At 36.4% G+C, this 25,486-nt stretch carries 15 protein-coding genes; 2 read left to right on the top strand and 13 right to left on the bottom strand.

The window, feature by feature from the left end; all coding sequences use genetic code 11:
* Positions 1 to 445: 445 nt before the first annotated feature.
* From ABEY15_RS01280 to ABEY15_RS01240, 9 genes are all read right to left on the bottom strand, one after another.
* Positions 446 to 2,017 carry a long-chain-fatty-acid--CoA ligase gene (locus ABEY15_RS01280; protein ID WP_429887915.1) on the bottom strand — a complete coding sequence of 524 codons (1,572 nt, stop codon included), beginning with the start codon at positions 2,015 to 2,017 and terminating at the stop codon, positions 446 to 448.
* Positions 2,017 to 2,184, bottom strand: coding sequence for a hypothetical protein (locus ABEY15_RS01275; RefSeq protein ID WP_429887914.1), 168 nt, complete (start codon positions 2,182 to 2,184; stop codon positions 2,017 to 2,019). Before ABEY15_RS01275 ends, ABEY15_RS01280 begins: the two co-directional genes overlap by 1 nt.
* Before the next feature lie 701 nt (positions 2,185 to 2,885).
* Complete coding sequence (locus ABEY15_RS01270; RefSeq protein WP_429887913.1) at positions 2,886 to 3,671, bottom strand: enoyl-CoA hydratase/isomerase family protein; 786 nt, start codon at positions 3,669 to 3,671, stop codon at positions 2,886 to 2,888.
* A gap of 27 nt (positions 3,672 to 3,698) precedes the next feature.
* Entirely contained in the window at positions 3,699 to 4,868 is a 1,170-nt protein-coding gene (locus ABEY15_RS01265) for a CaiB/BaiF CoA transferase family protein (protein WP_429887911.1), read from the bottom strand.
* A 32-nt stretch (positions 4,869 to 4,900) separates the two neighbouring features.
* Complete coding sequence (locus ABEY15_RS01260) at positions 4,901 to 5,677, bottom strand: enoyl-CoA hydratase/isomerase family protein (protein ID WP_429887910.1); 777 nt, start codon at positions 5,675 to 5,677, stop codon at positions 4,901 to 4,903.
* 422 nt (positions 5,678 to 6,099) lie between these two features.
* Positions 6,100 to 6,876: an enoyl-CoA hydratase/isomerase family protein gene (locus ABEY15_RS01255; RefSeq protein WP_429887909.1), complete on the bottom strand. Its 777-nt coding sequence runs from the start codon at positions 6,874 to 6,876 to the stop codon at positions 6,100 to 6,102.
* Positions 6,877 to 6,921: 45 nt separating this feature from the next.
* Positions 6,922 to 7,692 carry a 3-hydroxyacyl-CoA dehydrogenase gene (locus ABEY15_RS01250; RefSeq protein ID WP_429887908.1) on the bottom strand — a complete coding sequence of 257 codons (771 nt, stop codon included), beginning with the start codon at positions 7,690 to 7,692 and terminating at the stop codon, positions 6,922 to 6,924.
* A 615-nt stretch (positions 7,693 to 8,307) separates the two neighbouring features.
* Positions 8,308 to 12,459 (bottom strand): S8 family serine peptidase, encoded by a 4,152-nt coding sequence (locus ABEY15_RS01245; protein WP_429887907.1) that lies wholly within the window; start codon positions 12,457 to 12,459, stop codon positions 8,308 to 8,310.
* Between the two features lie 452 nt (positions 12,460 to 12,911).
* Entirely contained in the window at positions 12,912 to 13,163 is a 252-nt protein-coding gene (locus tag ABEY15_RS01240; RefSeq protein WP_429887906.1) for a hypothetical protein, read from the bottom strand.
* A 359-nt stretch (positions 13,164 to 13,522) separates the two neighbouring features.
* Here ABEY15_RS01240 and ABEY15_RS01235 point away from each other — a divergent pair, with 359 nt between their 5' ends.
* Positions 13,523 to 14,407, top strand: a complete 885-nt coding sequence (locus ABEY15_RS01235; RefSeq protein WP_429887904.1) for a LysR family transcriptional regulator — start codon at positions 13,523 to 13,525, stop codon at positions 14,405 to 14,407.
* 331 nt (positions 14,408 to 14,738) lie between these two features.
* Here the strand turns inward: ABEY15_RS01235 and ABEY15_RS01230 are convergent, their stop codons facing one another.
* The 4 genes from ABEY15_RS01230 to licT form a co-directional block, all read right to left on the bottom strand.
* Complete coding sequence (locus tag ABEY15_RS01230) at positions 14,739 to 18,968, bottom strand: S8 family serine peptidase (protein WP_429887903.1); 4,230 nt, start codon at positions 18,966 to 18,968, stop codon at positions 14,739 to 14,741.
* Positions 18,969 to 19,355: 387 nt separating this feature from the next.
* On the bottom strand, positions 19,356 to 20,798 hold the full coding sequence (locus ABEY15_RS01225; RefSeq protein ID WP_429887902.1) for a glycoside hydrolase family 1 protein: 1,443 nt from the start codon (positions 20,796 to 20,798) through the stop codon (positions 19,356 to 19,358).
* Positions 20,799 to 20,873: 75 nt separating this feature from the next.
* Entirely contained in the window at positions 20,874 to 22,718 is a 1,845-nt protein-coding gene (locus ABEY15_RS01220) for a beta-glucoside-specific PTS transporter subunit IIABC (protein ID WP_429887901.1), read from the bottom strand.
* Positions 22,719 to 23,282: 564 nt separating this feature from the next.
* Complete coding sequence (gene licT, locus ABEY15_RS01215) at positions 23,283 to 24,116, bottom strand: BglG family transcription antiterminator LicT (protein ID WP_429887899.1); 834 nt, start codon at positions 24,114 to 24,116, stop codon at positions 23,283 to 23,285.
* 950 nt (positions 24,117 to 25,066) lie between these two features.
* On the opposite strand from licT, the gene ABEY15_RS01210 reads away from it, so the two are divergent.
* A complete protein-coding gene (locus tag ABEY15_RS01210; protein ID WP_429887897.1) occupies positions 25,067 to 25,390 on the top strand; it encodes a hypothetical protein in 324 nt (107 codons plus the stop codon).
* Positions 25,391 to 25,486: the final 96 nt, after the last annotated feature.

The raw sequence follows: 25,486 nt of genomic DNA, 5'->3' as shown, positions 1-25,486 counted from the left end.
GATTATTTTTCCCAACTTACCTCTCATATTTCATGATCAAACATCCAAACGCTTACAAAAATTATTAAGCTTCGGTTCTTACATTTCTCAAGATTCTGTCAATTAAGCGTAGAGAAGACTATCTCTTTATTGATTCAAAGCATCAAGTTTTTTTACTCTATGAAATCATTTCACCTCCATTAACCAAAATCTGCTCTATAGATGTTCAAATCAAATGAAAGATATTACGCTAATTTATTACGCAAGAACTATGCCAAAAATAAATCTCACAAAATTGGCTGTTTTTCAGAAATATTAGTTGAAATGTGTATCAATATGTACACATGTTAATTATTTGTATGTTTTACCAATGAGAAATTGTAGTCTACTGGATACAATACAAAACACAATCCACACTACCTGAATCGAAGACTTCTAAAATACTTTTGATACGTATTTTTTTTTCTTAATTCACCATTCGAGAACTATCTTGCCAATATTGTTCACGCAAGTTACGTTTTAAAATCTTTCCTGAAGCGGTTTTCGGAAGTTCATCTATGAACTTAACAAATTTTGGAACTTTGTAATTTGCCAATCTAGGCCGTATGAACTCAATGATGTCTTGTTCCATAAGTGTGCTGTTTGCTTTTTTGACAACGATTGCCGTGACTGCTTCTCCCCACTTTTCATCAGGTATACCTATAATGGCTACCTCTAAAACATCCGGATGTTTGTATACGACTTCTTCTACTTCTCGTGAATAGACATTCTCACCACCGGTTATAATCATGTCTTTCTTTCTGTCAACAATATAAAGGTAATGATCATCATCCACTGTTGCCATATCTCCTGTATGATACCAACCGTTTTTTAAAACTTTCGCGGTCTCCTCCGGTAAGTTCCAGTAGCCTTTCATAATATTTTTACCCCTTATGATAATTTCACCTATTTGACCAGGCATCACAGGTTTAGCGTTTTCGTCCACTACTTTTAATTCGACGCCTAAGATGCCCCTACCACAAGATCTTAATTTGCTTTCGTTCCCGTCTTTTGCGAACAAATCATGATCTTCATAACTTAAATACGCTACTCCAATTGCTTCTGTCATTCCAAATCCTTGTCCAAATTGAACCTCAGGCAACATCCTCATAGCCTTTTGTAATAATGTAAGCGACATTGGAGATGCACCATATCCAATTCGATTTAATGAACTGAGGTTATGCTGGTGAAATCCATGATCGTTCAAAAGCATATTGAGCATTGTAGGAACAAGCATTGCCATTGTGACCTTATACTTTTCTACTGTTTCAAAAAATAATTCGGAAGTAAAACTTCTAATAATGGTTTGCGTTCCTCCAACCATTACTAGATTGATAGCTGAGGCACCTGTCGCCAAGTGAAACATTGGAGCGCTGTGCAAGAAGTTTGTCTTGTGGTTAAATCCAACATGTTGTATGGTTTGAAAGTAATTACTAAAAATATTCCTGTGAGTAAACACGACACCCTTAGAACGGCCCGTCGTCCCTCCTGTATAGAAAATAGCTGCCAAGTCTTCTTCTGTAACGTCTTCATAATCAAGTACTGATGAAGTTACTTTTTTATCAGCAATAATATTTTCATAGGAGACCAACTCTGACTCAATCTCTCGATCCTCTGCCAATATATATTTTTCAACTGAAGGCGTTTTCTCTCGCATAAACGGAACCATGTCTATAAATTCTTTATGTAAAAACAATACTTTTATTTCAGCATCATTTATCACATACTTGAGTTCCCCTCTAGAAAGACGGTAGTTAAGCGGTACATATATAGCTCCAATAGCAGTACATGCAAAAAAAATTTCAATGTAACGGAAATTATTAAACATTAAAAGTCCTACTCGATCCCCTTTTTGAACACCCAACTCTTTTAATGCATTTTTCAACTTTGCTGTACGCTCGGCCAACTGGCTATAAGTATAACGGTGACCATCTTCTAGAATTGCAATTTGAGATGGTCTAATTTTTGCGGTATACATTAATCCTTTAGTTATGATCATCATATCTCCTCCACTAAAGTACTTTTAAAAGCCAACCTTAAATCCATTGTATTCGTTTCAATAACCTGTATAAGTTCTTCAATTATGTCGTTCAATTTCATCCTGCTCGTATCTTTCTCTAAAATCTTAGTAGTCTTATACACCAAGATTTTTTCTTTCTCATTCACAAATACTACCTCCATTTCTTTAAAATTTATTCCTCATAGTGATTGGATGAATTCCATTCACTTTTTATTAATGCAAGTATTATGCCAAGTGGATGATGAAGGATGAATCAGAATATTCTTTCTATTGGTCCATCTAATAATGTCTCGTTTTCAGCACAGGTGTACAATTTTAGATACTTTATTTGCACAGTGTTTCGATACATAAAAATTTAATAGACTTAATCCTCTAGGATTTTTGACTTAGCACAATCTTTTAATAACCTACTATTTTGTTAAGTTCATTAAACTCATTTTTTGAGTTCATTCAAAAAAAAGCATTTAATTCGTTTTTTTGAATTAAATGACTTCTTTTTAATTGATGTTAAAAAATGTAATGGATGTTCTTTTTAATAAAGATTTAATATAGAAGGGGCACAAAGTAAAATATATTCCGTCTCAATAAAATCAAAACGAATATCTGAAACAAGTATAATTTCACAAAGTATTTATAGTAAATTAAGACAGAGACACGATGACTACCTAGCAGTGTAATTGGCCCATACACTATTCATCGATTCATTTTATTTAAATACCAGTTTAAAAGTTTAAGAAAGTAAAAAAGTCGGTATCCCATAAGATACCAACCCACCTACTCTTTTATAGTTCACGAAAAATTAATTTCAATAGATTGATTACCAATATGCTTATTGTATTACCATGAATCACCTACCGATAAAACGAGCTGGTCTCTTTTCAAACATTGCTGCCACAGCCTCTTTATGGTCTTCAGAATCTCTCACTATTGAAAAGTGTGATGAGATCAAGTCGAGCGATGTTCGCAAATCGATATTGGTAGACTGGTAAGCAGCACGTTTAATCATGCGAAGAGCGATTTTTGGGGATTTCGCAAGACGTTCAGCAAATTCCATCGTTTTTGGTAACAATTCTTCAGACTTATACACCTGGTTGACTATACCTATTTCTTTGGCTTCTTGTGCATAAACAAAATCTCCCGTCCAAAGCAATTCCAACGCCTTTGCCATTCCGACAATTCTTGGTAAGTAGTATGCTCCCCCATCTCCGGGAACAAGTCCAACCTTTATGTAACCTTCTGAAAAACGTGCATTCTCAGAAGCAAAACGAATGTCACACATGAGCGCCATATCCATTCCCGCTCCAACAGCAGTACCATTGACTGCACAAATCATAGGCTTATCTAGCGTTTCAAGGGTTAGCGCGATACGATGAACACCTTCCCAAAGGTCGTTCTTCCGTACTAATGCATTAGGTTGCCCGATGTCCAAATCCTTTAAATCCACACCTGTACAAAAACCTTTCTGACCTGCCCCGGTTAATACGATCACATCAACGGAATCATCTTTACGGTATTCTTCGAGCGCATCTGCCCATTGAGTAATCATTTCATGAGTAAAGGCGTTCATGACCTCTGGCCGATTTAATGTAATGACGGCAATACTCCCTTCTTTTTGAAACAGTATGTCTGACATTTCACCATCTCCTAATTTTTACTGAATTTAAAACACTTCTGAATGCTTCAAGGAAACAATTTGATCCTCTGTGCAATTTAAAATAGTACGCAAGATCTCAATTGTGTGTTCTCCTATTTGTGGTGGTGGATTCTCAATTACAGCTGGTGTCTCTGACAATTTGGCTGGAAAAGCGACCTGCTGGATTTCTCTGTTTAAATGCGGGACAAAAAGATTACGAATCATGCTTCTCGCATTCAGTTGAGGGTCAGCGCATGCTTCAACAATATTTTTAACTGGAGTAGCTGGTACCTTGTTCGCTTTAAGTATATCTATCCACTCATCACGCGTACGGGATAGAAATGTCTCCTGGAATAATGCTCGTAAAGCATGCTTGTGATTGAACCTCAATTCGGAACTGGCATAATCAGGGTTAGAAAGGAGATCGACACGATCAATACTGTGACATAATCCTTGCCAGAAGTGATCTTCGATTACACCAATGGTTAACTGCTTTCCGTCTTTTGCCGTATAGACTTCATTTGTGGCATGCAAATAATGTGCATCATCCGTTTCAGGGAGATGACCATTAAGGAAGTATTGGCCAAACCGCGTGCTTGACCATGAGAACACTGAATCAGACATTGAAACGTCAATATATTGCCCCTTGCCAGTTTCTCGCTTATAAAGTATTGAAGAGACAATACTGAATGCTGCAAACATTGATGCCGCTAGATCTGCTACAGGAAGTCCACTGCGCACTGGTGGATACCCAAGTTGACCTGGGATGCTCAATACCCCTGCCATCGCAAGGCAGTTTAGATCGTGTGCCGGTTCAAGGCGATATGGACCATCCTGGCCATACCCAGAAATCGAGCAATAGACAATACTTGGGTTAACTTCCTTTATTGATTCATAATCTAAGCCTAATCGCTCCACTACACCTGGACGAAAGCTCTCAATCACAACATCACAATTGGCTGCAAGATTTAGTAATATTTGACGGCCTGCTTCCTTTTTCAAATCCAATGTCATACTTTTCTTATTTCGATTAATAGCATAAAATGCACCGGGATTAAATTCACGGACATAATCGCCCTTGCCTTTTTCCTCGACTTTAATTATTTCAGCACCCAAATCCCCAAGCAGCAATGTGCAATAAGGACCCGGAAGCAGTCTAGATAAATCAAGCACTCGAATTCCTGATAAAGCTCCCATCATACTTACCTCCTATTTTTAATACTTGTATTTTATTTTCCTTGAAAATGAGGACATCTTTTTTCCAAAAATGCTTGTACTCCTTCTTTCACATCCTCTGTAAGGAAAAGCTCTTGAAACAATTCAGCCTCTCTCTCAAGAGCTTTATGAAATGGTAATTCAAGGCCTTCATCTACCGCTCTTTTAATATTTCTTATGGCTATTGGTGCATTTTTGCAGATCTTTTTTGCCAGTTTTAGGGCAGCTTGTAGTCCTTCTCCTCTTGGTACTACACTATTGACTAAACCGATTCGTAAAGCCTCTTTGGCAGTAAGATGCTCGCCTGTAAACATTAACTCCTTTGCCTTTGCTTCACCAATCAGACGCGGCAATCGCTGTGTACCTCCTCCTCCTGGCAATAAACCAAGTGTTGATTCAGGCGCACCGATTAACGCATGCTCTTCTGATATACGGATATCGCAAGTTAGGGCAAGTTCACATCCTCCGCCAAGTGTATAACCATTTAAAACGGCAATCGTAGGTTTGGGAGAGAAATCAATGCTATTTCGCATCTCATGTGTTTTTAAAAAACTTGGAATTAAATTAGGGTTGCCTATTTTGTCAGGGAATCCTTTAATGTCACCTCCAGCCATGAATGCTTTATCCCCAGCACCTGTTATGATAATTGCTAGTACGTCATCGTCATTGTTTAAGGCTGTGAAGGTTTCGCCTAATTCTTGAATTACCGCTGAACTTAATGTATTCATTGGCGGATTATCAATCATTACGATTGCTATACACCCATGCTTTTCAACTTTAATTAGCTTCATTAATATTTCACCTCTAAAAGAATGTAATGATAAAAGTTGAGATTTTAATCTTGTTTTTGTGTCCCTATCTAAGTAGCAATTATCATGCCAAAATAAATCACATTAATAATTGGTGTATTTTTGTAATTTTCTTACTTTAATGTTGTATTAGGAACGAGACAGATGCATGAACAATGAGATATCTTGTCTCTTATTTCAGACGTAATATACATAGTTGCCTAAATCTAAAAATGACTATTTATTGAATGAAAAAGGAGAAAGGCTTTGGCCCTTCTCCTTTGTTATATAAGATAATTGATTAAACGAGCGTTTTCATATTACTTTTACGTTAATAATAAATTAGCCAACGAAAATGAATGGTCTAAATTTACTAGATTTCATATGTCCCGGGATCAATATTCAAGTTTGAATTTAATATGATGTTATTTTCCAGCAAACTGAGGACGTCTTTTTTCCAAGAATGCTTGTACTCCTTCTTTCACATCCTCTGTCAGGAAAAGTTCTTGAAACAATTCTGCTTCTCGTTCGAGAGCCTTCTGAAAAGGTAATTCAAGGCCTTCATCTAAAGCCCTTTTAATATTTCTTACTGCAAGGGGTGCGTTTTTGCAGATTTTTTTTGCCAATTGAAGACCAGCCTGCAAACCTTCTCCTCTTGGTACTACTCTATTCACTAAACCAATTTGCAAAGCATCATCTGCGGTGATATGGTCGCCAGTAAACATTAATTCTTTTGCTTTTGCTTCCCCAATAAGTCGTGGCAATCGTTGCGTACCGCCTCCGCCAGGTAATAAACCAAGCGTACATTCAGGCACTCCGATTAATGCTTGTTCTTCTGCAATACGAATGTCACAAGTTAGAGCAAGTTCACATCCTCCGCCAAGAGCATACCCATTTAACACGGCAATCGTAGGCTTTGGAGAGAAATCAATACTATTTAGTACCTTATGCATATTTAAAAAACTTGGGATTAAATTTGGATTTCCGATTTTAGCAGGGAACTCTTTAATGTCTCCACCAGCCATGAATGCTTTTTCCCCTGCCCCGGTAACAATAACGGCCCATACATCACTGTCATTGTTTAAGTTTTCAAAGACTTCACCTAATTCTTGAATAACAGCTGTGCTTAATGTATTCATTGGCGGATTATCAATAAATACAATGGCTATTTTGTCATGCTTTTCTATTTTAATAAGCGTCATCTTATTTCACCCCTGATAGAATTTAATAATTTGTCTTTTATTCTATTATTTTGGCTGCATGCGAATCGCACCGTCTAAACGAATGACTTCTCCGTTTAACATTGGATTTTCAATAATGGTTTGGACAAGTTGGGCGTATTCACTTGGGCATCCTAAACGCTTAGGGAATGGGACCATGGCACCTAAAGAATTTAATATCTCTTCAGTGACACCATCAAGGATTGGAGTTTTGAATAAGCCTGGTGCAATCGTTAGAACGCGGATGCCATAGCTTGCCAGATCACGAGCAATTGGAAGTGTCATCCCGACAATTCCGCCTTTAGAGGCACTGTATGCAGCTTGACCAATTTGTCCTTCAAAAGCAGCAACAGAAGCCGTGTTGACGATTACGCCTTTTTCGCCATTTTCGTTTGGTTCGTTTTGAGCCATCTTTTCAGCAGCTAAACGAATTACATTAAAAGTACCTACTAAATTTACATTAATAACCTTCGTAAAATGCTCTAGAGTATGGGGACCTTTTTTACTATAGGTTTTTTGAGCTGGTCCAATCCCTGCACAATTGATGGCTGCTGTGATTTTACCGAATTTTTCTACCGCTTGATCAAGTGCAGATTGTACCTGTTCTTCATCTGCCACGTTCGTTTTTACATAAAGAACATGTTCTGATCCAAGCTCCTCTACTAAATTGTTTCCTCTATCATCGTTCAAGTCGATTATAAGAGCCTTACCACCGTTTACGACCGTCTTTCTTACCGTTGCTTCTCCAAGACCAGATGCACCTCCTGTAACAACTACTACACTATTTTTCAATTTCATTTTCTACACTCCCTATAAATATATTAACCTGAAAAAAATTAATTTTTTTCAATGATGGTTGCATTAGTTTGCCCCTCGTAGATCAAAAGAGAATCAAGTTTACTTTCAAACTATTAGCAGCGATTAATCCAAGATTTTACTTTTCATATAAACGGATTAAAGAACAGAAAATTCAAATAATTAAATCTAGTATAATTTAGAGTATGTTTACTTCATTTTATTTTTTCCTTTGGTTAATGTAAATTACATATTATTCAACCATTATTAACTTTAAGTTAATTAAAGATGGATTGAAAAGAAACAAATAAATTCATCTCATATTTTCAACTAACATCTTAACTTTATTTATTTTTCATCTACACACCGAAGCAACTACAAAATGGGCATTACTTTCGTACGAATAGACTAATAGAAATTAAAAACCTTCTCCCAAAAAAAGATCGGGAGAAGGTGGCAACTTAATAATTTTATTTCTTTTTCTACTCTAAATTATCTAATCCTAATTGGTTTTAGAGCATTTTTCATTGTTGAATCTCGTAATCTAAAATGCTTTAAGATTAAGTAAGCTTTTCTTCTATTATTCTTTTTCTTTAATCCTAATTGAATTTCTTGCTCTTAATCATTTAATCCTAATTGCGTTAAGATACTTTCCAAAGTTGTGCCCTTGTAAGTAGTTTTTGGCTTTGGAGCGTCACTAACTGTCGGATTTTGCATTCCGAAGTTCTTTTCTACAAACGCTAAGTCTTTTGCATTGACAGTACCATCAAAGTTAATGTCTGCTTCACGCTTGTTTGTTCCCCAAGCTGATTGAATTGCAAGTGCATCATAAATGTCGATTACATCGTCTTTGTTTACATCTCCACCGATTGCTGTATCAACAGTTTCAACACCTAATGTTTTAGGGAATCCATAATCGATGCCGTCCATTGTTCTGTATGCATGATTACCACTCGTATTAAACTGGTTGTAAGTTGTGAAATGTCCTGGAATATCTTGAATAAGTGTCATTTCATCATGAGTCATTGGTAATCCAGTTGCGAAGAACATACCAATTTTGCTAATTGTAGTAGGGTATTTTTTTCCTTGTTTATCTTGAACAGTGATAGTCATGCCAATTTTTGTATAGTCTTTAGTAGAATCATATTGTCCAGCTGCATTTAAGAAACCTTCAGAATGATGGTATCCTTGTACAGCAATAAAGTTTGGTAAAATAAGAGTTGGTGCGATATAAGTGAATGGTGTTGTTACTACGTTATCAACATTTGTAAACGTTGAAGTTACTCTAGAGAAACTAGACGCAGCTACAGGGTCTTTAATATCTGCAATTTTGTATGTTACATCAACCATTGAAGCATCACCTGATACTCCTTCATCGAACGTCACGGTTACATCTGATTTAACAAATGTGCCAGATGGTGTTGTAGTTGTAGTTAACTTCCCGCCTAAAGCTTGTGCTGCTGGATTTAATTTAATACTTACTATGTTTGTGTCAATTGTATTTGTTGTGAAGCTATAAACAGCTTTCTTTACTTTATTCACATTATTTGCAGTAAGTGTAGTTGTGATTTCGTCTCCACTACGTGCTGTAACCACGTTATTTCGAGTTTTAGCATTTGGCTGACCGAAAACATATGGTGTTGTGTTCTTTACGAAGTAATATTGTTTCGTACCATGCCCGTTAGTCGCTTGATCACCACCGACAAACCATACATTTGATACTGCTAATCCTGGAACCATAGCGATTTCATCATTGACATTTCCATTTTCATCTAAAGTAAGTTGACCGTTTATCCATGGGCTGTTGAAACCATATTTAATTTGGTTTTGACCTTGGTTCGCATCAATGCCAGCCGCTTTTTCAGTGTCAACCATTTTATCATGGATTGAGCCAGTAAGCGCAAGTGTATCTTGACCATCTTTGTATTCAACAAACGGATTGCCTTCTTTTTCGCCTTCCACTTTAAGTTCAAATTTATCTGGCATCGTGTTATCAACGAAAATGTCTTGTGAATCGATAAATGTTGCACCTGTAGCAGAGTAAGCAATTAACTTAAGTTTGTAATGACCTTCTGGTGCAAGGACTGTTTTGTTACTTATCATCGTTTCTTCTTTGTTAGTAAATGGTTTATAGTATCCCATAAATGAGTTAATCAAATATTCAACGTTTTCCTGACGACCAAAACCATCAAATGAACCTGTTAGTCCTAGATTCTTGCCATTTTCATCTGCAAGAACTATCTCAATCCAGTCAACGTGAGATTTTAATGTGAAATATGTGAAGAAGTATGGGCTAAATAACGGATTCTGTAAGTTGTTTCGATCACTAGTCGCTGTGCGTTGATAGTGTCTTACATTTGCGAATCCTTCTTCAGTGTATTTTGCTCCGAATGGAAGTCGATATGTTTCAGATGGATCGTCTTGATTTGTATAAACAACATATCCTTCGTAGAACCCTCTTTCAGCTGACGCCGGAATTGAAATGTCTACTTTTCTTGTCACATTACTGTTTACAGGTACTTGGACAGTTTGGTCTGTCGTAACTGTCACGCCATTTTTCTCTGCGTCTTTAGAACCCCTTACGTTAGCTTGGTATGAAACACTTACATCGAAAGTTTTAGCTTTAGAGCCAGTGTTCGTAAACGTTACAGTGCGAGAATCTTTAACATCTTTGCCAGTGTAAAGTTCTCTACCGAAACTAAGTGCACCTGTCGTTTCTTTAATAACTTCGGATTCTCCAGTAACATCTGTTTCGTCTTTAACTTTGATTTCAATTGAAGAATGAATTGCTTCATAAGGATTTACACGCCCAGCACCTTGTTCATATACGCTATATGTTCCTTTTAGTGGATCTGCTGTATTCATTAAGATTGCTTTTACATCTTCAGGTTGCGCATCTGGTTTTGCTTGTAATAATAATGCTGCAACACCTGATGTAAATGGAGTTGCCATTGATGTTCCTGACATGCGGTCATATGCATGTTCATAGTTAGTTGGATCGTTTTGGCTATGAATGAAACCTGGAACTGTTGATAATACAGCTACACCTGGCGCTGTAACTTCAGGTTTAATGTCATAAGTGAATAGAGAAGGTCCACGAGAACTGAAAGCTGCTAATTCATCACCTTTCGTTGTGAATGAACTTAAATCACTAAAAGTGAATCCTGTTTTGCCGCTTGCTACTTGTTGTTTAATTGCAAGACCATCTGCCATTGTTAAGTTGAATGCAGGAATGAAATCTCCACCCACATCTAAGTAATGTGGCATATATCCTTCAACGTTGTTATAAACTAGTACCGCTACAGCACCCTTTTGTTTTGCAATTGCAACTTTCTGATCTAAACCGTTTGTTCCACGTTGTACAAGAGCAATTTTGCCAGTTACGTTAATGTTGTTATAGTCAGTCAATTGACCGATTCCCGGAACATTTACAATGTCGTATGTTTTACCGATTAATGTTGAAAGGTTGTCATTATAGCCTTTTGCTAATAATTTCATATCAAAATTCAAGCTGTCGTTATGACCTTTCATTGTAGGAATAGTCATTGGAGCATCACTTGCACCTACTGTTAATGCAAATGCGGCATTACCTGGAGTTCCTACAGTGTACATTTTATCTCCTGCGTTACCCGCAGCAACAACTGCTGTTACTCCGCTTAATACTGCGTTGTTAATTGCGATACCTTCAGCTGTATAAGGATAGTTTACGTTTGCACCTAATGATAGATTAATAACATCCATACCTTGTGCAACAGAATAATCAATTGCAGCAACGATATTTTCCATTGTGCCACTACCGCCTGGACCAAGTACTCGGTACACATATAGGTCAGCATCTGGAGCAACACCGGTTGTAGCGTTCTCGTTATTAGCTGTTCCTTGACCTGCAATCGTACCGGAAACGTGTGTTCCGTGCTCTGTTACGAAGTCCGCACCTTTATTCGCTGGATTAGGTTTACCAGCTTTCACCCAATCATCATAAGTTGTTTCCATTGGATCACTATCATTATCAACGAAATCATATCCGCCTTTGAATGCAGCTTTTAAATCTGGATGGTTGTAATCAATACCTGTATCAAGTACCGCTACTTTAATACCTTTCCCAGTGAATCCTTCTTCATGAAGCTTGTCGATGTTTAGGAAAGAACGTTCTGCTGCCATTCCATTTCCTTTTGCTTCAGTTGAAGTAGCTTCTGTTGTAGGCACATCTAACTTTACAGTTTCATTGCTATAAATCGCTTTAACTGCAGTTGATTTCACTAGCTCTTTTAATTTGTTTGCCGGAACTTGTAAAGATACACCGTTTAATGCATTTTTGAATTCGCGGTTTATTTTGTAAGTTCCTTTTGCCTTCGATTCTAAATCATTTTTAAATGTTACATGATCAGCTTCAGCATTGCTTTTCGCTGTTGCATCAGTTAAAGTTTGACCTTTTACAGCCGCTTCAAGAACTGCAACTTTTGACGGTTTATTTTTAAACTCTACAATTACTGATACATCGTCTGAACTGTCAAGATTTACATCTTTCGATAATTGAAGACCTCTTGCATCGAACGACTGTGAATTCTTAAGAGCTTCACGTTGTTCCGGCGTTAGGCTATTCAAAATGTTTTCGGTATTCGCATTTGTACTTGCGTTATATTGTGGGCTATCAGGCCCAATTACATCAGTAGGACTTTGAGCTAATACGTTATAAGCTTGTCCTTGCGAAAATACGACCCCTGCAACCAGAGCCCCTGAAAGAATTTTACCAAACTGTTTTCTCTTCATACTGCATCCCCTTAACCTTTTTTTCTAGACAAAACATTATTTCTACTTTTCGTTCAAAACCTGTTATGTCTCTTTTTTCGTAAAAATCGGAATTTTATTGTTAAATAAATTCGACAATAATCTTCACAATATTTACTTTATTTTACCTTTTCTGAATATTAGTGTAAAATACATTTTAGTTATCTATCGTTAACTATCAGTTAATTTAAAAAGAGGATTTTATGCACTTGAACAACTAGTGCACATTGCAGAAATTAGAAAACAACAGTTAATCACAACTGCTGCTGAAAAACTTCGTGTTTCTCCACCTGCCAGTAGTTAAACTACTTCCAACCTGGAAAAAGTAGTTCAATTTCAACACACCACTCTTAACCTTCCTTTAGAGAAATAGAATTAAAAAACTTCTCCCACAAACGATTGGGAGAAGTTACCAACTTATTTATTCTGTTTTTTTACTCCAAATTATCTAATTCTAAAAATGCTAAGATACTTTCCAAAGTTGCACCCGTAGTCTTTGGTTTTGGATCATTTTGAACCGGTGAAACTCTAAAGTTCTTTAAATAAAATTTAGGTCTTTTTTTATTTAATCCTAATTGCTTTATGATACTTTCCAAAGTTGCACCTTTGTCAGTAGTCTTTGGTTTCGGAGTATTTGGAACTGGAATATCTATTGCATAAACTACTTTAGGAAATTTGAAGTACACTTTTCCTTTACCATTACTTTTCCTTCTCTTAATCATTTAATCTTATAATCTAATACGTTATAAACTTGTCCTTGTGAAAATACGACCCCAGCAATCAGAGCCCCTGAAAGAATTTTACCAAAAAATTTTTTCTTCATACTGCATCTCCTCAACCTTTTTTAAAGACAAAACATTATTTTACTTTTCATAAAAACCAGTTCAGCCTAACTTTTGCAAAAATCAGAATTTTATCATCTAGTTATCCAAATAATAATATTCTTAATTTTTATTTTATTTTATCTTTTCTAAATATTAGTGTAAAATACATAATAGTTATATATCATTAACTATTGGTTAATATTAGAGGTGGGGGGAATTATATGCATTTTGAACAACTACTTTACATTGCAGAAATTGGAAAACAAGGTTCTATCACAACTGCTGCTGAAAAACTTCATGTTTCTCCACCTGCTATTAGTAAATCCATTGCCAACTTGGAAAAAGAACTCGGTATTCAAATTTTTAGACGCTCAAAAAAAGGGATGGTTCCAACACAGCAAGGGAAAGCCGTCATCAAAAAAGCATTTGAAGTGATTTTAAAAATTGATGAATTTAAGGAAGAAGCGAAATTACAAGCATTCGTTAAAACCGAGCTAAAGATATCTTGTGTACCAGGTTTGACTTATTGTGCATTTGACGCTTTAGTAAAACTTCAAATTGATTTTCCTGAAGTTAGCGTCGAAATCCAAGAAAAGGAATCAACTCAAGTATTGAAAGATGTAAAAAATGGAAAATGTGATATTGGTTTATTTATGGCAGATAAAACAGATTTACAAAATGAATTTGAAATCATATATGAAAAATTAGCTTTAGGTAGTCCAGGTATTTGTATCGGGAAGAATTCCCAATTTGCATTCCATGAATTTGTAACACCGGAGGATTTACAAAACGAATCTTTTGTTACAAATATAGGAGAGTATACAAATGCCATAATGAATTCCTATTTTTCTAAGAATCAAGTAGTAATCCGGACTAACAATATAGAAATCACTCGAAAAGCCATTAAAGAAGGAATCGGAATTACATTCGCATTTAAAGAAATGTTAGCGAATGATGTCGATGTACAAAACGGAGATATCCTTTTCGTTCCGTTGAAGAATTGTGAACTACTCGAAAAACCAATTTGCTATATTTATGCAAATGATAAGAAGCTTACACCTCCTGCCCACACGATTTTGAAATTTGTACAAGACTATTGGCATTAATAAATTGTCCTATGGTCCACTAAAAAACTACCCACCACTCAGAACTATTACTAAGATTCGAGAAGTGGGAGGAATTAACTAAGGATATATCTACTACTCTTAAAAAAATGAGCAAGGTACGATTCTACCCTGCTCAACTACTTTTATTTTTGATTAGCATGATTTTGCTTCATCAATACCAGGATCTAAAAGAGATTAATAGCGTAATAAAGACCAGCAACGTTGCAATGAAGCGTTACCGGTCTTTATTAGTTTAGTTCTAATCTGTTATGTGTTACGATCCGATTGAATCTGAATTCGTGATTCCTAGCTGGATATTAGCTATATTTCTTTACTGTTTAGGCTCAAGCCCAATAGAACCTAAGACACTCTCAAGTGTTTTTGGTCCAATTTTCTCTTGCGGTTTTTGCCCATTTCCTGCAGCTTGTCCTTTTGTTAAGAAGTTTTTCTCAACAAAACGAATGTCAGTCTCATTCACGATACCATCTTGGTTGATATCTGCTTCGGCTACTTCAGGATTTTGTTTACCGTATTCCTTAGCTACAATGATCGCATCATGCAAGTCAATCACATTGTCGCTGTTCACGTCTCCCGCAACAAGTTTGGTCGGAGCGATTCGATAATAATTAGCTATTGTTTCATTGAAATACTTAGAGAAATAACTGAGCTGTTCTGGCTGTACTGTTACTTTTCTTGTCAGATGTCCAGGAATTTCAACATAGAAATCATATGGCTTTTCCTGTAATGGAAGATCATGGATTACGGCGGAACCATTTTTCATTTCAATTATTCCATCATAGACGTTCCCATTCGAATCTTTTGCGTAAAATTTTGCACCAACATTCATATAGTCAGTAGTAAAGTCATCGAATATGCTGCCTCTCGTTTTATAAAAAGCTTCACCGTGTATATTTACTAACCCTTTGGAATGCTTCGGTACAATTTTCAATTCATCCCCTTGCAATAAGGCTTTTAGACCGATGGATTCAGTTCCTCCAACCTGATTGTAAGAGAATTTTGGAACATAAAGAGGGACATCAACATTAGTGTACGATTCATCTTCAATGAGCTCAAATGTTACATCTAAAAATGGCATGTCCCCATCAAGGCCTTTAAAATCACTTCCGCTTAATGAAGCTCCTACATCCACTTTGCTCGTTGAATACCCTGGTGTTATAGATGGTGTATCAACATTAACGTTTAGCCCATTTTCATTTGCATATTTTTGAAAAGCATCATTTACTTTTACATTTGAAAATTTAAAAAACTCTGTCCAGTATTCTACGGTAGACTTGCCAGATATAAATTTCTTCACGTTATTCAAGCTTAACGTGACCGTTAACTTATCACCTAATTTCAAAAATTCCTTACTATAGCTTTTTGCTACATAAGGTTTACCTTTCTTAATAAATGTAAGGCGTTGGGAATCACGAATAGGTCCTACAAACCCATCCTCTCGATGTGCCCAATCGAGAGCGTAAATCCTAAGTCTTATCGAATCTTCCAGTTCCTCGGGAGTCACCCCGAATTTTACACTACCGTCTGGTTTCACTGGTAACGCAAAAGTAGGAAGGATAGCATCGTTTTCAAGCCCCCATACTATATTCTTAGACGATTGATCGTAATTCAGCCCATTCTCTCTTAAGAGATCGATTGTTGAGTCATATACCTTACCGTGTACCCAGAAGGCACGTTGACCATCCTCTTCCGTCAATTGGGAATCATCAATCTCATAAATGTTACCATGTTGAACACCTTCCCACGTCAATTCTGCTGGTGTATCGTCAACTACAAAGATAGAATTCACCTTATATGTTTGATTCAATTGGTCATGTCCAACCAATTCGATTGTGTATTGCCCTTCCGTTAATGGGGTCGATTGTGATTCAATTGGGTTTTGAGGGTCATCCGTAAATCGGTATATATACATTGACGTGTTGATTATATATCTCATATTTGTCACCAAGTTTCTTGCATCAACCTGGCCAAGAGTACCAATTGGTTTCCCTGTCTTATCTTTGACAACAGTATCAATCGTTTCCATCGGACTATTCAGATAGAAATGAATTTGATTTGGCGTCCCTGTCTTCCTCACAATCTCCCACACTTTCATTGACTCAAACCCTCTGTCATTAATTCGGATGGCAAACGGAATTTGATACGTTTCTGCTGGATTGTTTGTGTTCGTCACATGGATGTATCCTTCATATCTTCCTGCTGCCGCATTGGCAGGAACTGAAATTTTGGGTTCAATTTCCTGCGTTGTTCCACTTGCCACTGTGATGGATGCAGGGGCTGACACTTTTAAGCCATTCTTCAGGCCATCTTGGATACCCTTTCTTTCACTGTGATACTCTACTTCAACCTTAAAAGTCTTTTCTTCATTGCTATGGTTTTGAATCGCAACTTTTTTGCTAGCTTCAACTGGCTTATCAATCAGTTTAGAGAATTTACCGAACATGATCGAACCAGTTTGCTCATCAATTTCTACCGTCTTGCCGTTTACGATATTGTTTGTTTTATCTAAAACTTTGAGGGTTGTCTCGGCATGAACAGCTTGATATGCATCGATACGACCTGCACCAACCTCATTCACAGAATAATCCCCATTTAAGTCATCTGCTGTATTCATGAGTGCAGCCTTGACATCAAAAGGCGTATATTCAGGATGTTGTTGTAAAATCAATGCGGCTGTCCCCGTTACATGAGGAGTAGCCATCGATGTTCCTTGCAAACGCTCGTAGGCATTACTATAATTGATACCGTCTTGCGGGTCATTAATATATTCTGGTACTGTAGAAAGAATGGCTACACCTGGTGCCACTACATCGGGCTTGATATCATCATTTCCCTCTACTGGGCCACGTGAGCTGAAATCAGCCAAATGATCCCCTTCCGTTTTTGTATTACTCAATGTTCCAAAAGTGAAATTAACTTCACCAAGTGCTTTTAAGCGTTCACCGTCTTCTTTTGATAAACGGAATGATGGAATAAGACCAACTACCTCTCCTAAGTAGGCAGGAATTTGCCCGTCAACATTGTTATAGACGATAACAGCCTTTGCTCCTGCTTTTTTAGCATTCATGATTTTATCATTGAAAGGTATTTCTCCACGCTGAATTAAAGCAATTTTACCGTTTAGATCCTTACCATCAAAGTCAGTGGCCTTTCCAAGTCCTGCAAATACGATTCGTGAAGATGTCCCTTCTAATGTTTCTATTTTGTCTGGGTAGTCTTTGCCTAATAACTGCAAGTCTTCAAATGTTTCACCAGATGCACTCGCGCTAAATGAAGGAATCGCCATTGAAACATCACTTGCCCCAACTGTTATCCCAAGTGCAGCGGTTGCCGGTGACCCTAAAGTCTTTTCGTTCGGTCCACTGTTGCCTGCAGCCACTACTGTCACCACACCTGAAAGCATGGCATTGTTTACAGCTACAGATGTCGCAGAAAGAGGATTGTTAATCGTATCCCCCAAAGACAGGTTAATCACATCCATCCCATCTCGGATTGCTTTATCAATTCCAGCAATGATCCCGGTAGTTGATCCAGATCCGTACGGGCCTAGTACTCTATAAGAATATAAATCTACATCAGGCGCTACACCTTTTACGCCATAATCGACATCGTTTTTCTGCTGTGCTGCAATCGTCCCGGATACGTGTGTACCATGCTCTGTGTAATAAGCACTTCCTGAAGAAAACTCAGACCGTCCGGATTTCTTCCAATCCGCATAAGTTGTTTCCATTGGATCTGCATCATTATTGATAAAGTCCCAACCTTTTACAGAATTTGGGTCAACAGTCTTAGGGTCTACTCCAGGTTGCGCACGATAACCTTTATAAGAATCACGCAAATCTGGGTGATTATAGTCTATCCCTGTGTCAATGACACCGACTTTAATGCCTTTCCCTGTAATGTTCTCCGCATGAAGCTTATCCACCCCGATTTGTGGGATACTATCAATCATCTTCGGCTGTGCAGTTGCATTAGTATCTGCGGGAGGCTCAACCTTTACTTCATAATCCTTGAAAACTTGTTTTACTTCACCTGATTGCAGTAAGTCTTCTACTGCAGTGCCAGGTAAAGTCATTGCTACACCATTGATGGCGTTTTTATATTCTCTTGTGATCTTTATGTCTTTCCCGTCATATCCTTCTGTGCTCGTTTTTTCCTTTTCTGACTTCATATCCTGTACGTGCTGTTTAAACTCTTTATGTACTTCTTCTACTTTCGCACCTGCTTCAGATACTGAAATTTTCTTTCCTTTAGCAGCTTGTTTCATTACTTCGATTTTCGCTGGAGCCTGATAAAATTCCACAATAACATTGACTAATTCAGACGAATTTGTGTCAATATCATGAGAAATCGTAAAGTCAGGTTTCGCATCCAATTGCTCCAAAGCTTTTCTTTGTTCATCTGACAAATTCATCAGGACTTGATCCACATTTTCGGCTTTAACGGTGTTTTGGGCTAGGACGTTATATGGAACTCCTTGTGACAGTACGAAACCAGCAGCTAGCGTTCCCATAAGTACCTTTCCAATTTTCCCTTTCCTCATACTTCATCTCCTCATCCATAACTATTTTATGCTTCGTTTTTGTAAAAATCGGAATTCTATTAATCTATCAATATCATTCGCAATTTTCACTTCATTTTATATTTTCTGAATATAAGCGTAAATTACAAATTAGTTATCTATCATTAACTACTGGTTAATTTTAAGAGGATCATATTGGAAATTGGGTTATTCATCCGAAAAATATTGTCGAATATAGTCGATTCAAATTAAAATGTACATCAAACTAGATAATAAATATCCCAAATGGTAAACAAACTACAATAGTACTGCACATATGCAGGTTATAAGTGGTAACAAATTAGATGTATGTGGATATAAATAATAAAATAGCCGGCAGCCACATTGGCTAACCGGCAATAAATTCTTCTATAATTGTTCTCCATTTGAAGCGATTACGTCTTTATACCAAAAGAACGACTTTTTCTTCTTGCGCTCTAATGTACCGCTACCGTCATCATGTTTATCCACATAGATTAACCCGTAACGCTTGGACATTTCTCCTGTCGATGCACTAACTAAGTCAATACATCCCCAGCTTGTATATCCTATCAATTCAACGCCATCCTCAATGGCCTCTCGCATTGCCTTAATATGCTCACGTAAATAATCAATGCGGTAGTCATCTTGAATAGATCCATCTTCTTCAACCTGATCTTTAGCCCCTAAACCATTTTCAACAATGAAAAGTGGAATTTCGTATCGATCATATAGTTTGTTTAATGAAATTCGTAAACCCAATGGGTCGATTTCCCAGCCCCATTCACTTGCTTTAAGGAACGGGTTTTTCACTCCACCAATAATATTACCTTGCCTTTTTTCTCCTTCTGCTACTTCTTTTTTCTCCGTACAAGACATGTAATAACTAAAGCCGATAAAGTCTACAGTGTGCTCTTTAATTAATTCCAAATCGCCATCCTGAATTTCTAATTCAATTCCATTTTCCTTAAAATATCGCTTAATGAATGCAGGGTAATGCCCGCGAACCTGGACATCGGCACAAAAATAATTGAAATGGCGCTCTTTCTGGTGCGCTAACATGACATTTTCAGGGTCACTATCATATGAGTAAGTAGGTGCAAAAACGATCATACAACCAATCTGTGAACCAGGAATAATTTCATGACAAGCTTTTACCGCTATACTACTGGCAACAAACTGATGATGAAAAGCTTGGTACGTTGTCTGATAACGATCTTCTTCATTTTGTACCGAGAAACCTAAACCAATGATTGGGACAGCCATCCCACTGTTGATTTCATTAAACGTCATCCAATACTTTACTTTATCCTTATAGCGATTGAAAATAGCATTTACATATCGTTCAAAAAAGGTAATAACTTGGCGATTGCTCCAGCCTCCATATTCTTTTACTAGATTTACAGGCATTTCATAATGTGAAATCGTTACAACTGGTTCAATTCCATATTTGTGCAGTTCATCAAATACACGGTCATAGAAAGCCAAGCCTTCTTCGTTTGGTACAAGTTCATCACCATTTGGAAAGATCCGAGTCCAAGCAATCGACATGCGGTATGCCTTGAAACCCATTTCTGCAAATAATGCGATATCTTCTTTGTAACGGTGGTAAAAATCGATTCCATAATGGTTAGGATAGCTGTATTTGCTCTTATCAATTTCGAAATTAAATCCTGGGTTCATTATTAGTTTCAGTCGCTCTTTCCCACCTGGAAGAACATCCGCAATATTTAACCCCTTTTTTCCTTCGTGGAAACCACCTTCTATTTGGTTGGCAGCAGTCGCACCTCCCCATAAAAATCCTTCTGGGAATCTATTTTCTAATGAGTTCATAGCAATATCCTCCATTTACTAATTATTGTCTAAACAAAATGAATAAGGGGAAGTAAAATCCCCTTATCTGCTACTTTATACAGTTAAATTCATAAATTTATCTTTTGTATCTACTTTACCTGCTTCTACTAAATCGATAGTTTTGTAAACCGGTGTATTTGTAATCACTACCGGTGTAATTAGGTCATAACCTTCTGCTTTGATGGCATCAATGTCAAAAGTTATTAATGTATCCCCAACTTCAACACGGTCTCCATCTTTAACATATGCAGTAAAGTGTTTTCCGCCTAACTTTACAGTATCAATCCCGACATGGATGAGAATTTCTGCACCATTTACACTACGTATCCCAATGGCATGTTTTGTTTTAAAGATTGTTATAATTTCTCCTGATACAGGTGACACAATCTTACCTTCTTCAGGGCTTATCGCTGAGCCATTTCCCATAATACCTCCTGAAAACGTAGCATCATTCACTGCGCTTAAAGGTTTAACTTCACCTTTTATTGGGCTAACTAATGCTTCATTTATAGGAGCAACTGATTTAACGGAAACATCCTCTTGCTCATCGTCTTCAACTTCAACATCTTTGAATCCAATCATATACGTAACAATGAAAGCTGTAAAAAATGCGATTGGGAATCCGATTAAAGCGTATACAAATGTTGGCCCAATAAGAGCTGGAATACCTGGTAAACCTTGCAAACCACCTAGTACATATTTTTTTACACCCATCATGCCGTAAAAGGCACCACCGATTCCGCCACCAATAAGTGCTCCAATAAGTGGTCTTTTCAGTCTCATGTTAACACCATACAATGCTGGTTCCGTGATTCCCATTACAGCAGATAAACCCGCAGAAAGGGCAGTTGATTTCATGTTTTTATTTTTCGTTTTAAAAAACACGGCAAATGTTGCGCCGGCCTGTCCCATATTCGCCATAATTCCAAGTGGAGATAAAAAATCATATCCTTTTGTAGCAAAGTTATTAAGTGCGATTGGAAGTAGCGCATAGTGCATACCTGTCATAACTAGTAATGAGAAAGTTCCGCCTAAAATTAAGCTAGCTATAGTTCCATTTTGTTCAAATAAGAATGTTAGTCCTTTAGTTAAAACACTACCAATAATAACTCCAAGTGGTCCCACAGCAATTAAAATAAGTGGCACACTAATTAAAATCGTAAGAGCAGGAACAACAAGTAGTTTAAGCATACTTGGAATGATTCGATCAATCCATTTTTCTAAATAAGATGCTATCCAAATTCCTAATAAAATTGGAAGAACCGTTGATGCGTATGGAATCCCCAGCACTGGTAATCCAAGGAACGAAATTTTGTGTCCAGAAGTTAGCAGTCCAACCAACTGAGGATGTAGTAATGCTAGTGCAATCCCCATTGCAACATATATATTGCTACCTAATTTTTTAGCTGCACTTACTGCAAGGAGTACAGGAAGGAAATAGAGCGCTCCATCACCAATTGATGTTAGTATCGTATAAAGCTGACTCTTATCCGCTATCCATCCAAATCCAACTGACATGGATAAAAGTGCTTTGATCATACCAGCACCGACAATTGCTGGTAAAATCGGTGTAAATACCCCTGCAATAAAATCAAGGATCGAAGCTAGTCGTTTTTTCTTTTCAGCAGGTTTCTTCTGCGAACCTTCTGTTTTGATTGAACTGTTACCTAAAAGGGCCTTATACACGTTCGCTACATCATTTCCGATGATAACCTGAAATTGATTTCCGCCAATCGTAGTACCCATTACTCCTGGTATATTTTCGATTTTTTTACGATTCGCTTTACTTTCATCGTGCAAATTAAAGCGTAATCTAGTCATACAATGAGTAACGTATTGTATATTTTCTTCTCCGCCAATATGTTCAAGAATTCCTTTGGCTGTTTTGTTGAAGTCCATAAATTCCCCTCCTAATTTTTTCAAAAAAATAACCTGAGTATTTGAAATGGACAACTAGAGTCCAAACCAACTACTCAGGTTTTGCCTGATTGAACAGTAACAACCCTGTTTAACTTTATTTTGATTAATTTAGTACTTTTTGAGATTCCATTAAAACAAAAAACCTAAATTGTACGTCTCATAAAACGACATTACAATTTAGGTTTTGCCTGATTGAACAGTAACAACCCTATTTAAGTTTATTTTGTTTAATTTAGTACTTTTTGGGATCCCATTAAAACAAAAAACCTAAATTGTGCGTCTCATAAAACGACATTACAATTTAGGTTTTGCCTGATTGAACAGTAACAACCCTATTTAAGTTTATTTTGTTTAGTTTAATACTTTTTGGGATCCGGATCCCATTAAAACAAAAAACCTAAATTGTACGTCTAATAATATGACATTACAATTTAGGTTTTGCCTGATTGAACAGTAACAATCCTGTTAAATTAATATTAATTTAAATAGATAATAACACGCGCTTTCATTTTTTGTCAACGCTTTCATACCTAGAAAAAATTTCTAACTTCTATTAACAACTCTTTCAATATGAATCGTTAAATAGGCCATTTCTTCCTTCGTTAAATGATATTTATAGTTTATTTCAACATATCCCTCAATCTTTTTTGTACATTGAAAAGCTTCCTGATACTTTTCTTTCACCATATCGTATAAATAATCATCATGGCTGTTAAAATTACTCTCACTAAATAGACGCTGTGCAAAAAACTTTACATGGGTAAGGAAGCGAAAATAATTTAATGATTCCTCATCAATATCAATTTTAAAATGATATTTAACAATGTTTAAGATATTATGAATTAGTTTAGTGATATTTACAACGTTAGGCATTTCTTCATTTAGCTCGGCATTTACAATATGCATGGCGATAAAGCCGGCTTCATCTTCAGGAAGAGTAATCTCAAGAATCTCTTCTATCTTTTTTATTGCCTTTAAACCAATCGCAAATTCTTCACTATAAATTCTTTTAATCTCCCAAAGCAAAGGATTAGATATTAATAATCCCTTTTTACTTCTCTCAATTGCAAAAGTTATATGATCAGTTAACGATACATAAATACTATCATTTAACTTTTTTCCAAGCTTTTCTTTTGCGTAAGAGATAATTCTTTCTGAAATATCCATGTATTCTAAAGGAATATCATATAGTAAAGTCTTAAACTTTTCCGTGACATCTTTATTGTCCAATTTGAAGATCTTTTCAATCTTCGTCTCATCCACCAAATCTCCGGACCTTTTTTGATAAGCAATTCCTCCCCCCATGATGACTAACTCTTTATTTTGATTGTCTAAGACACTGATAACATTATTATTAATTACCTTTGCGATTTTCAACTTAATCACCTTATTTACGAAAGATTTTAAAAAAAACCTGAGACTAAGATTTATTTTATCCTTTCTGAATACTAGTGTAAATTACATAGTATTCATCTATCGTTAACTATTGGTTAAAATAGAAAGCGTTTTTTCAAACAGCTTTGCCAAATTCATCGCACGCTCCTCGTCCAGGCCGTCAAAGCAAATCGAGTTCCTATGATGTATCCTATTTGCTCTACATATATTTCTCCATCTCTCATATAACGTAAAGTAGATCAACGCAACCTCTATGGTGTTTATCATCACTAAGTAATAAATCTTTACAGAGACATTTAAAGAAGATATTGTTGCATATTTAAAAGAAGATTTGTCAAACAGGGTTAAGGTACTTAAAAATGACCAGATAATAGGAAGTGATAATGAATACCCAATAAGTTATGAAGTCGAACGAGGTATATGTAGTTATTTGGCTTCTTTGTTACATGAGTTAACTGGACATACAAGATATGAAGGATTCCAAAGAGATTTTAAAAAGGAAGCAGAATTAGAACAGATAATAATAGAACATTACCGAATAAATCGAGAGAATTAATGTAGGCGACCGTTATGGAAAATAAAGAACTAACATGGGATACACTTATAATTAATCAGAATAGGAAACAATGTCTACAAAGTATGTTTAGTACTTTATGCAGTATACAAAGTTTTATTACTGATCAACTCGAAAGTAAGTCTATTAATGAAGACACCATTAAACAAATTGAAAGTGTATTCAATAGTCTGAATGAAGATCTACAGAGAATGAAGGAACTACCAGAATGATTGAGTCGGCCGAATAAGGCTGATTTTTTTATTAAGGCTCTGTTAATAAATATAGTTGATTTTCGAAAACACGCAAAATTTTTGGCTGGATTATCCCAGTCATTTTTTTTATATGTCTGGGTAAACTAACTTTGGAGGTGATGAAAATGAAAAAAATACTTTTAGCAATTGCAATATTATTTAGTGGAGTTAATATTAGTTCAGTTCAAGCTGAACCACAACAATATCAACCAGTTGATGGAGAACTAAAGAGGTTACTACAACCTTTTGTGAGGAAACACGAACAATCTAGTAGAATTCCAATTGTTCTCGCTGTTGCTATTGACCGAGATAATCGTGTAATTCAGATTGTAACAATGTATGGAACGATGGATAAGAATGATACAAAGAATATTCTTAATGTTATTAAGGAGCATACGGGAATCGACGTAAGTAAATACAAACTTAATTTGATGGAATACTTTGGGTAGGCTTTTTTAACACTCCCATTTAAATCTTTATATAATAAAGGGACAATTACATTTTTACATTTCTTTACCCTATAAGGGAAACACGATATCTTTGAG

Source organism: Gottfriedia acidiceleris (assembly GCF_050457485.1).
Lineage (GTDB): Bacteria > Bacillota > Bacilli > Bacillales > Bacillaceae_G > Gottfriedia > Gottfriedia acidiceleris_D.
This window is presented reverse-complemented; position numbering and strand designations above follow the sequence as displayed.

Coding starts and splice junctions, on each gene's coding strand:
- ABEY15_RS01260 (WP_429887910.1), bottom strand. CDS start 5,677: ATGAAGCTAATTAAAGTTGAAAAGCATGGGTGTATAGCAATCGTAATG.
- ABEY15_RS01280 (WP_429887915.1), bottom strand. CDS start 2,017: ATGATCATAACTAAAGGATTAATGTATACCGCAAAAATTAGACCATCT.
- ABEY15_RS01235 (WP_429887904.1), top strand. CDS start 13,523: ATGCATTTTGAACAACTACTTTACATTGCAGAAATTGGAAAACAAGGT.
- ABEY15_RS01230 (WP_429887903.1), bottom strand. CDS start 18,968: ATGAGGAAAGGGAAAATTGGAAAGGTACTTATGGGAACGCTAGCTGCT.
- ABEY15_RS01245 (WP_429887907.1), bottom strand. CDS start 12,459: ATGAAGAGAAAACAGTTTGGTAAAATTCTTTCAGGGGCTCTGGTTGCA.
- ABEY15_RS01270 (WP_429887913.1), bottom strand. CDS start 3,671: ATGTCAGACATACTGTTTCAAAAAGAAGGGAGTATTGCCGTCATTACA.
- ABEY15_RS01255 (WP_429887909.1), bottom strand. CDS start 6,876: ATGACGCTTATTAAAATAGAAAAGCATGACAAAATAGCCATTGTATTT.
- ABEY15_RS01265 (WP_429887911.1), bottom strand. CDS start 4,868: ATGGGAGCTTTATCAGGAATTCGAGTGCTTGATTTATCTAGACTGCTT.
- ABEY15_RS01250 (WP_429887908.1), bottom strand. CDS start 7,692: ATGAAATTGAAAAATAGTGTAGTAGTTGTTACAGGAGGTGCATCTGGT.
- ABEY15_RS01225 (WP_429887902.1), bottom strand. CDS start 20,798: ATGAACTCATTAGAAAATAGATTCCCAGAAGGATTTTTATGGGGAGGT.
- ABEY15_RS01210 (WP_429887897.1), top strand. CDS start 25,067: ATGAAAAAAATACTTTTAGCAATTGCAATATTATTTAGTGGAGTTAAT.
- ABEY15_RS01220 (WP_429887901.1), bottom strand. CDS start 22,718: ATGGACTTCAACAAAACAGCCAAAGGAATTCTTGAACATATTGGCGGA.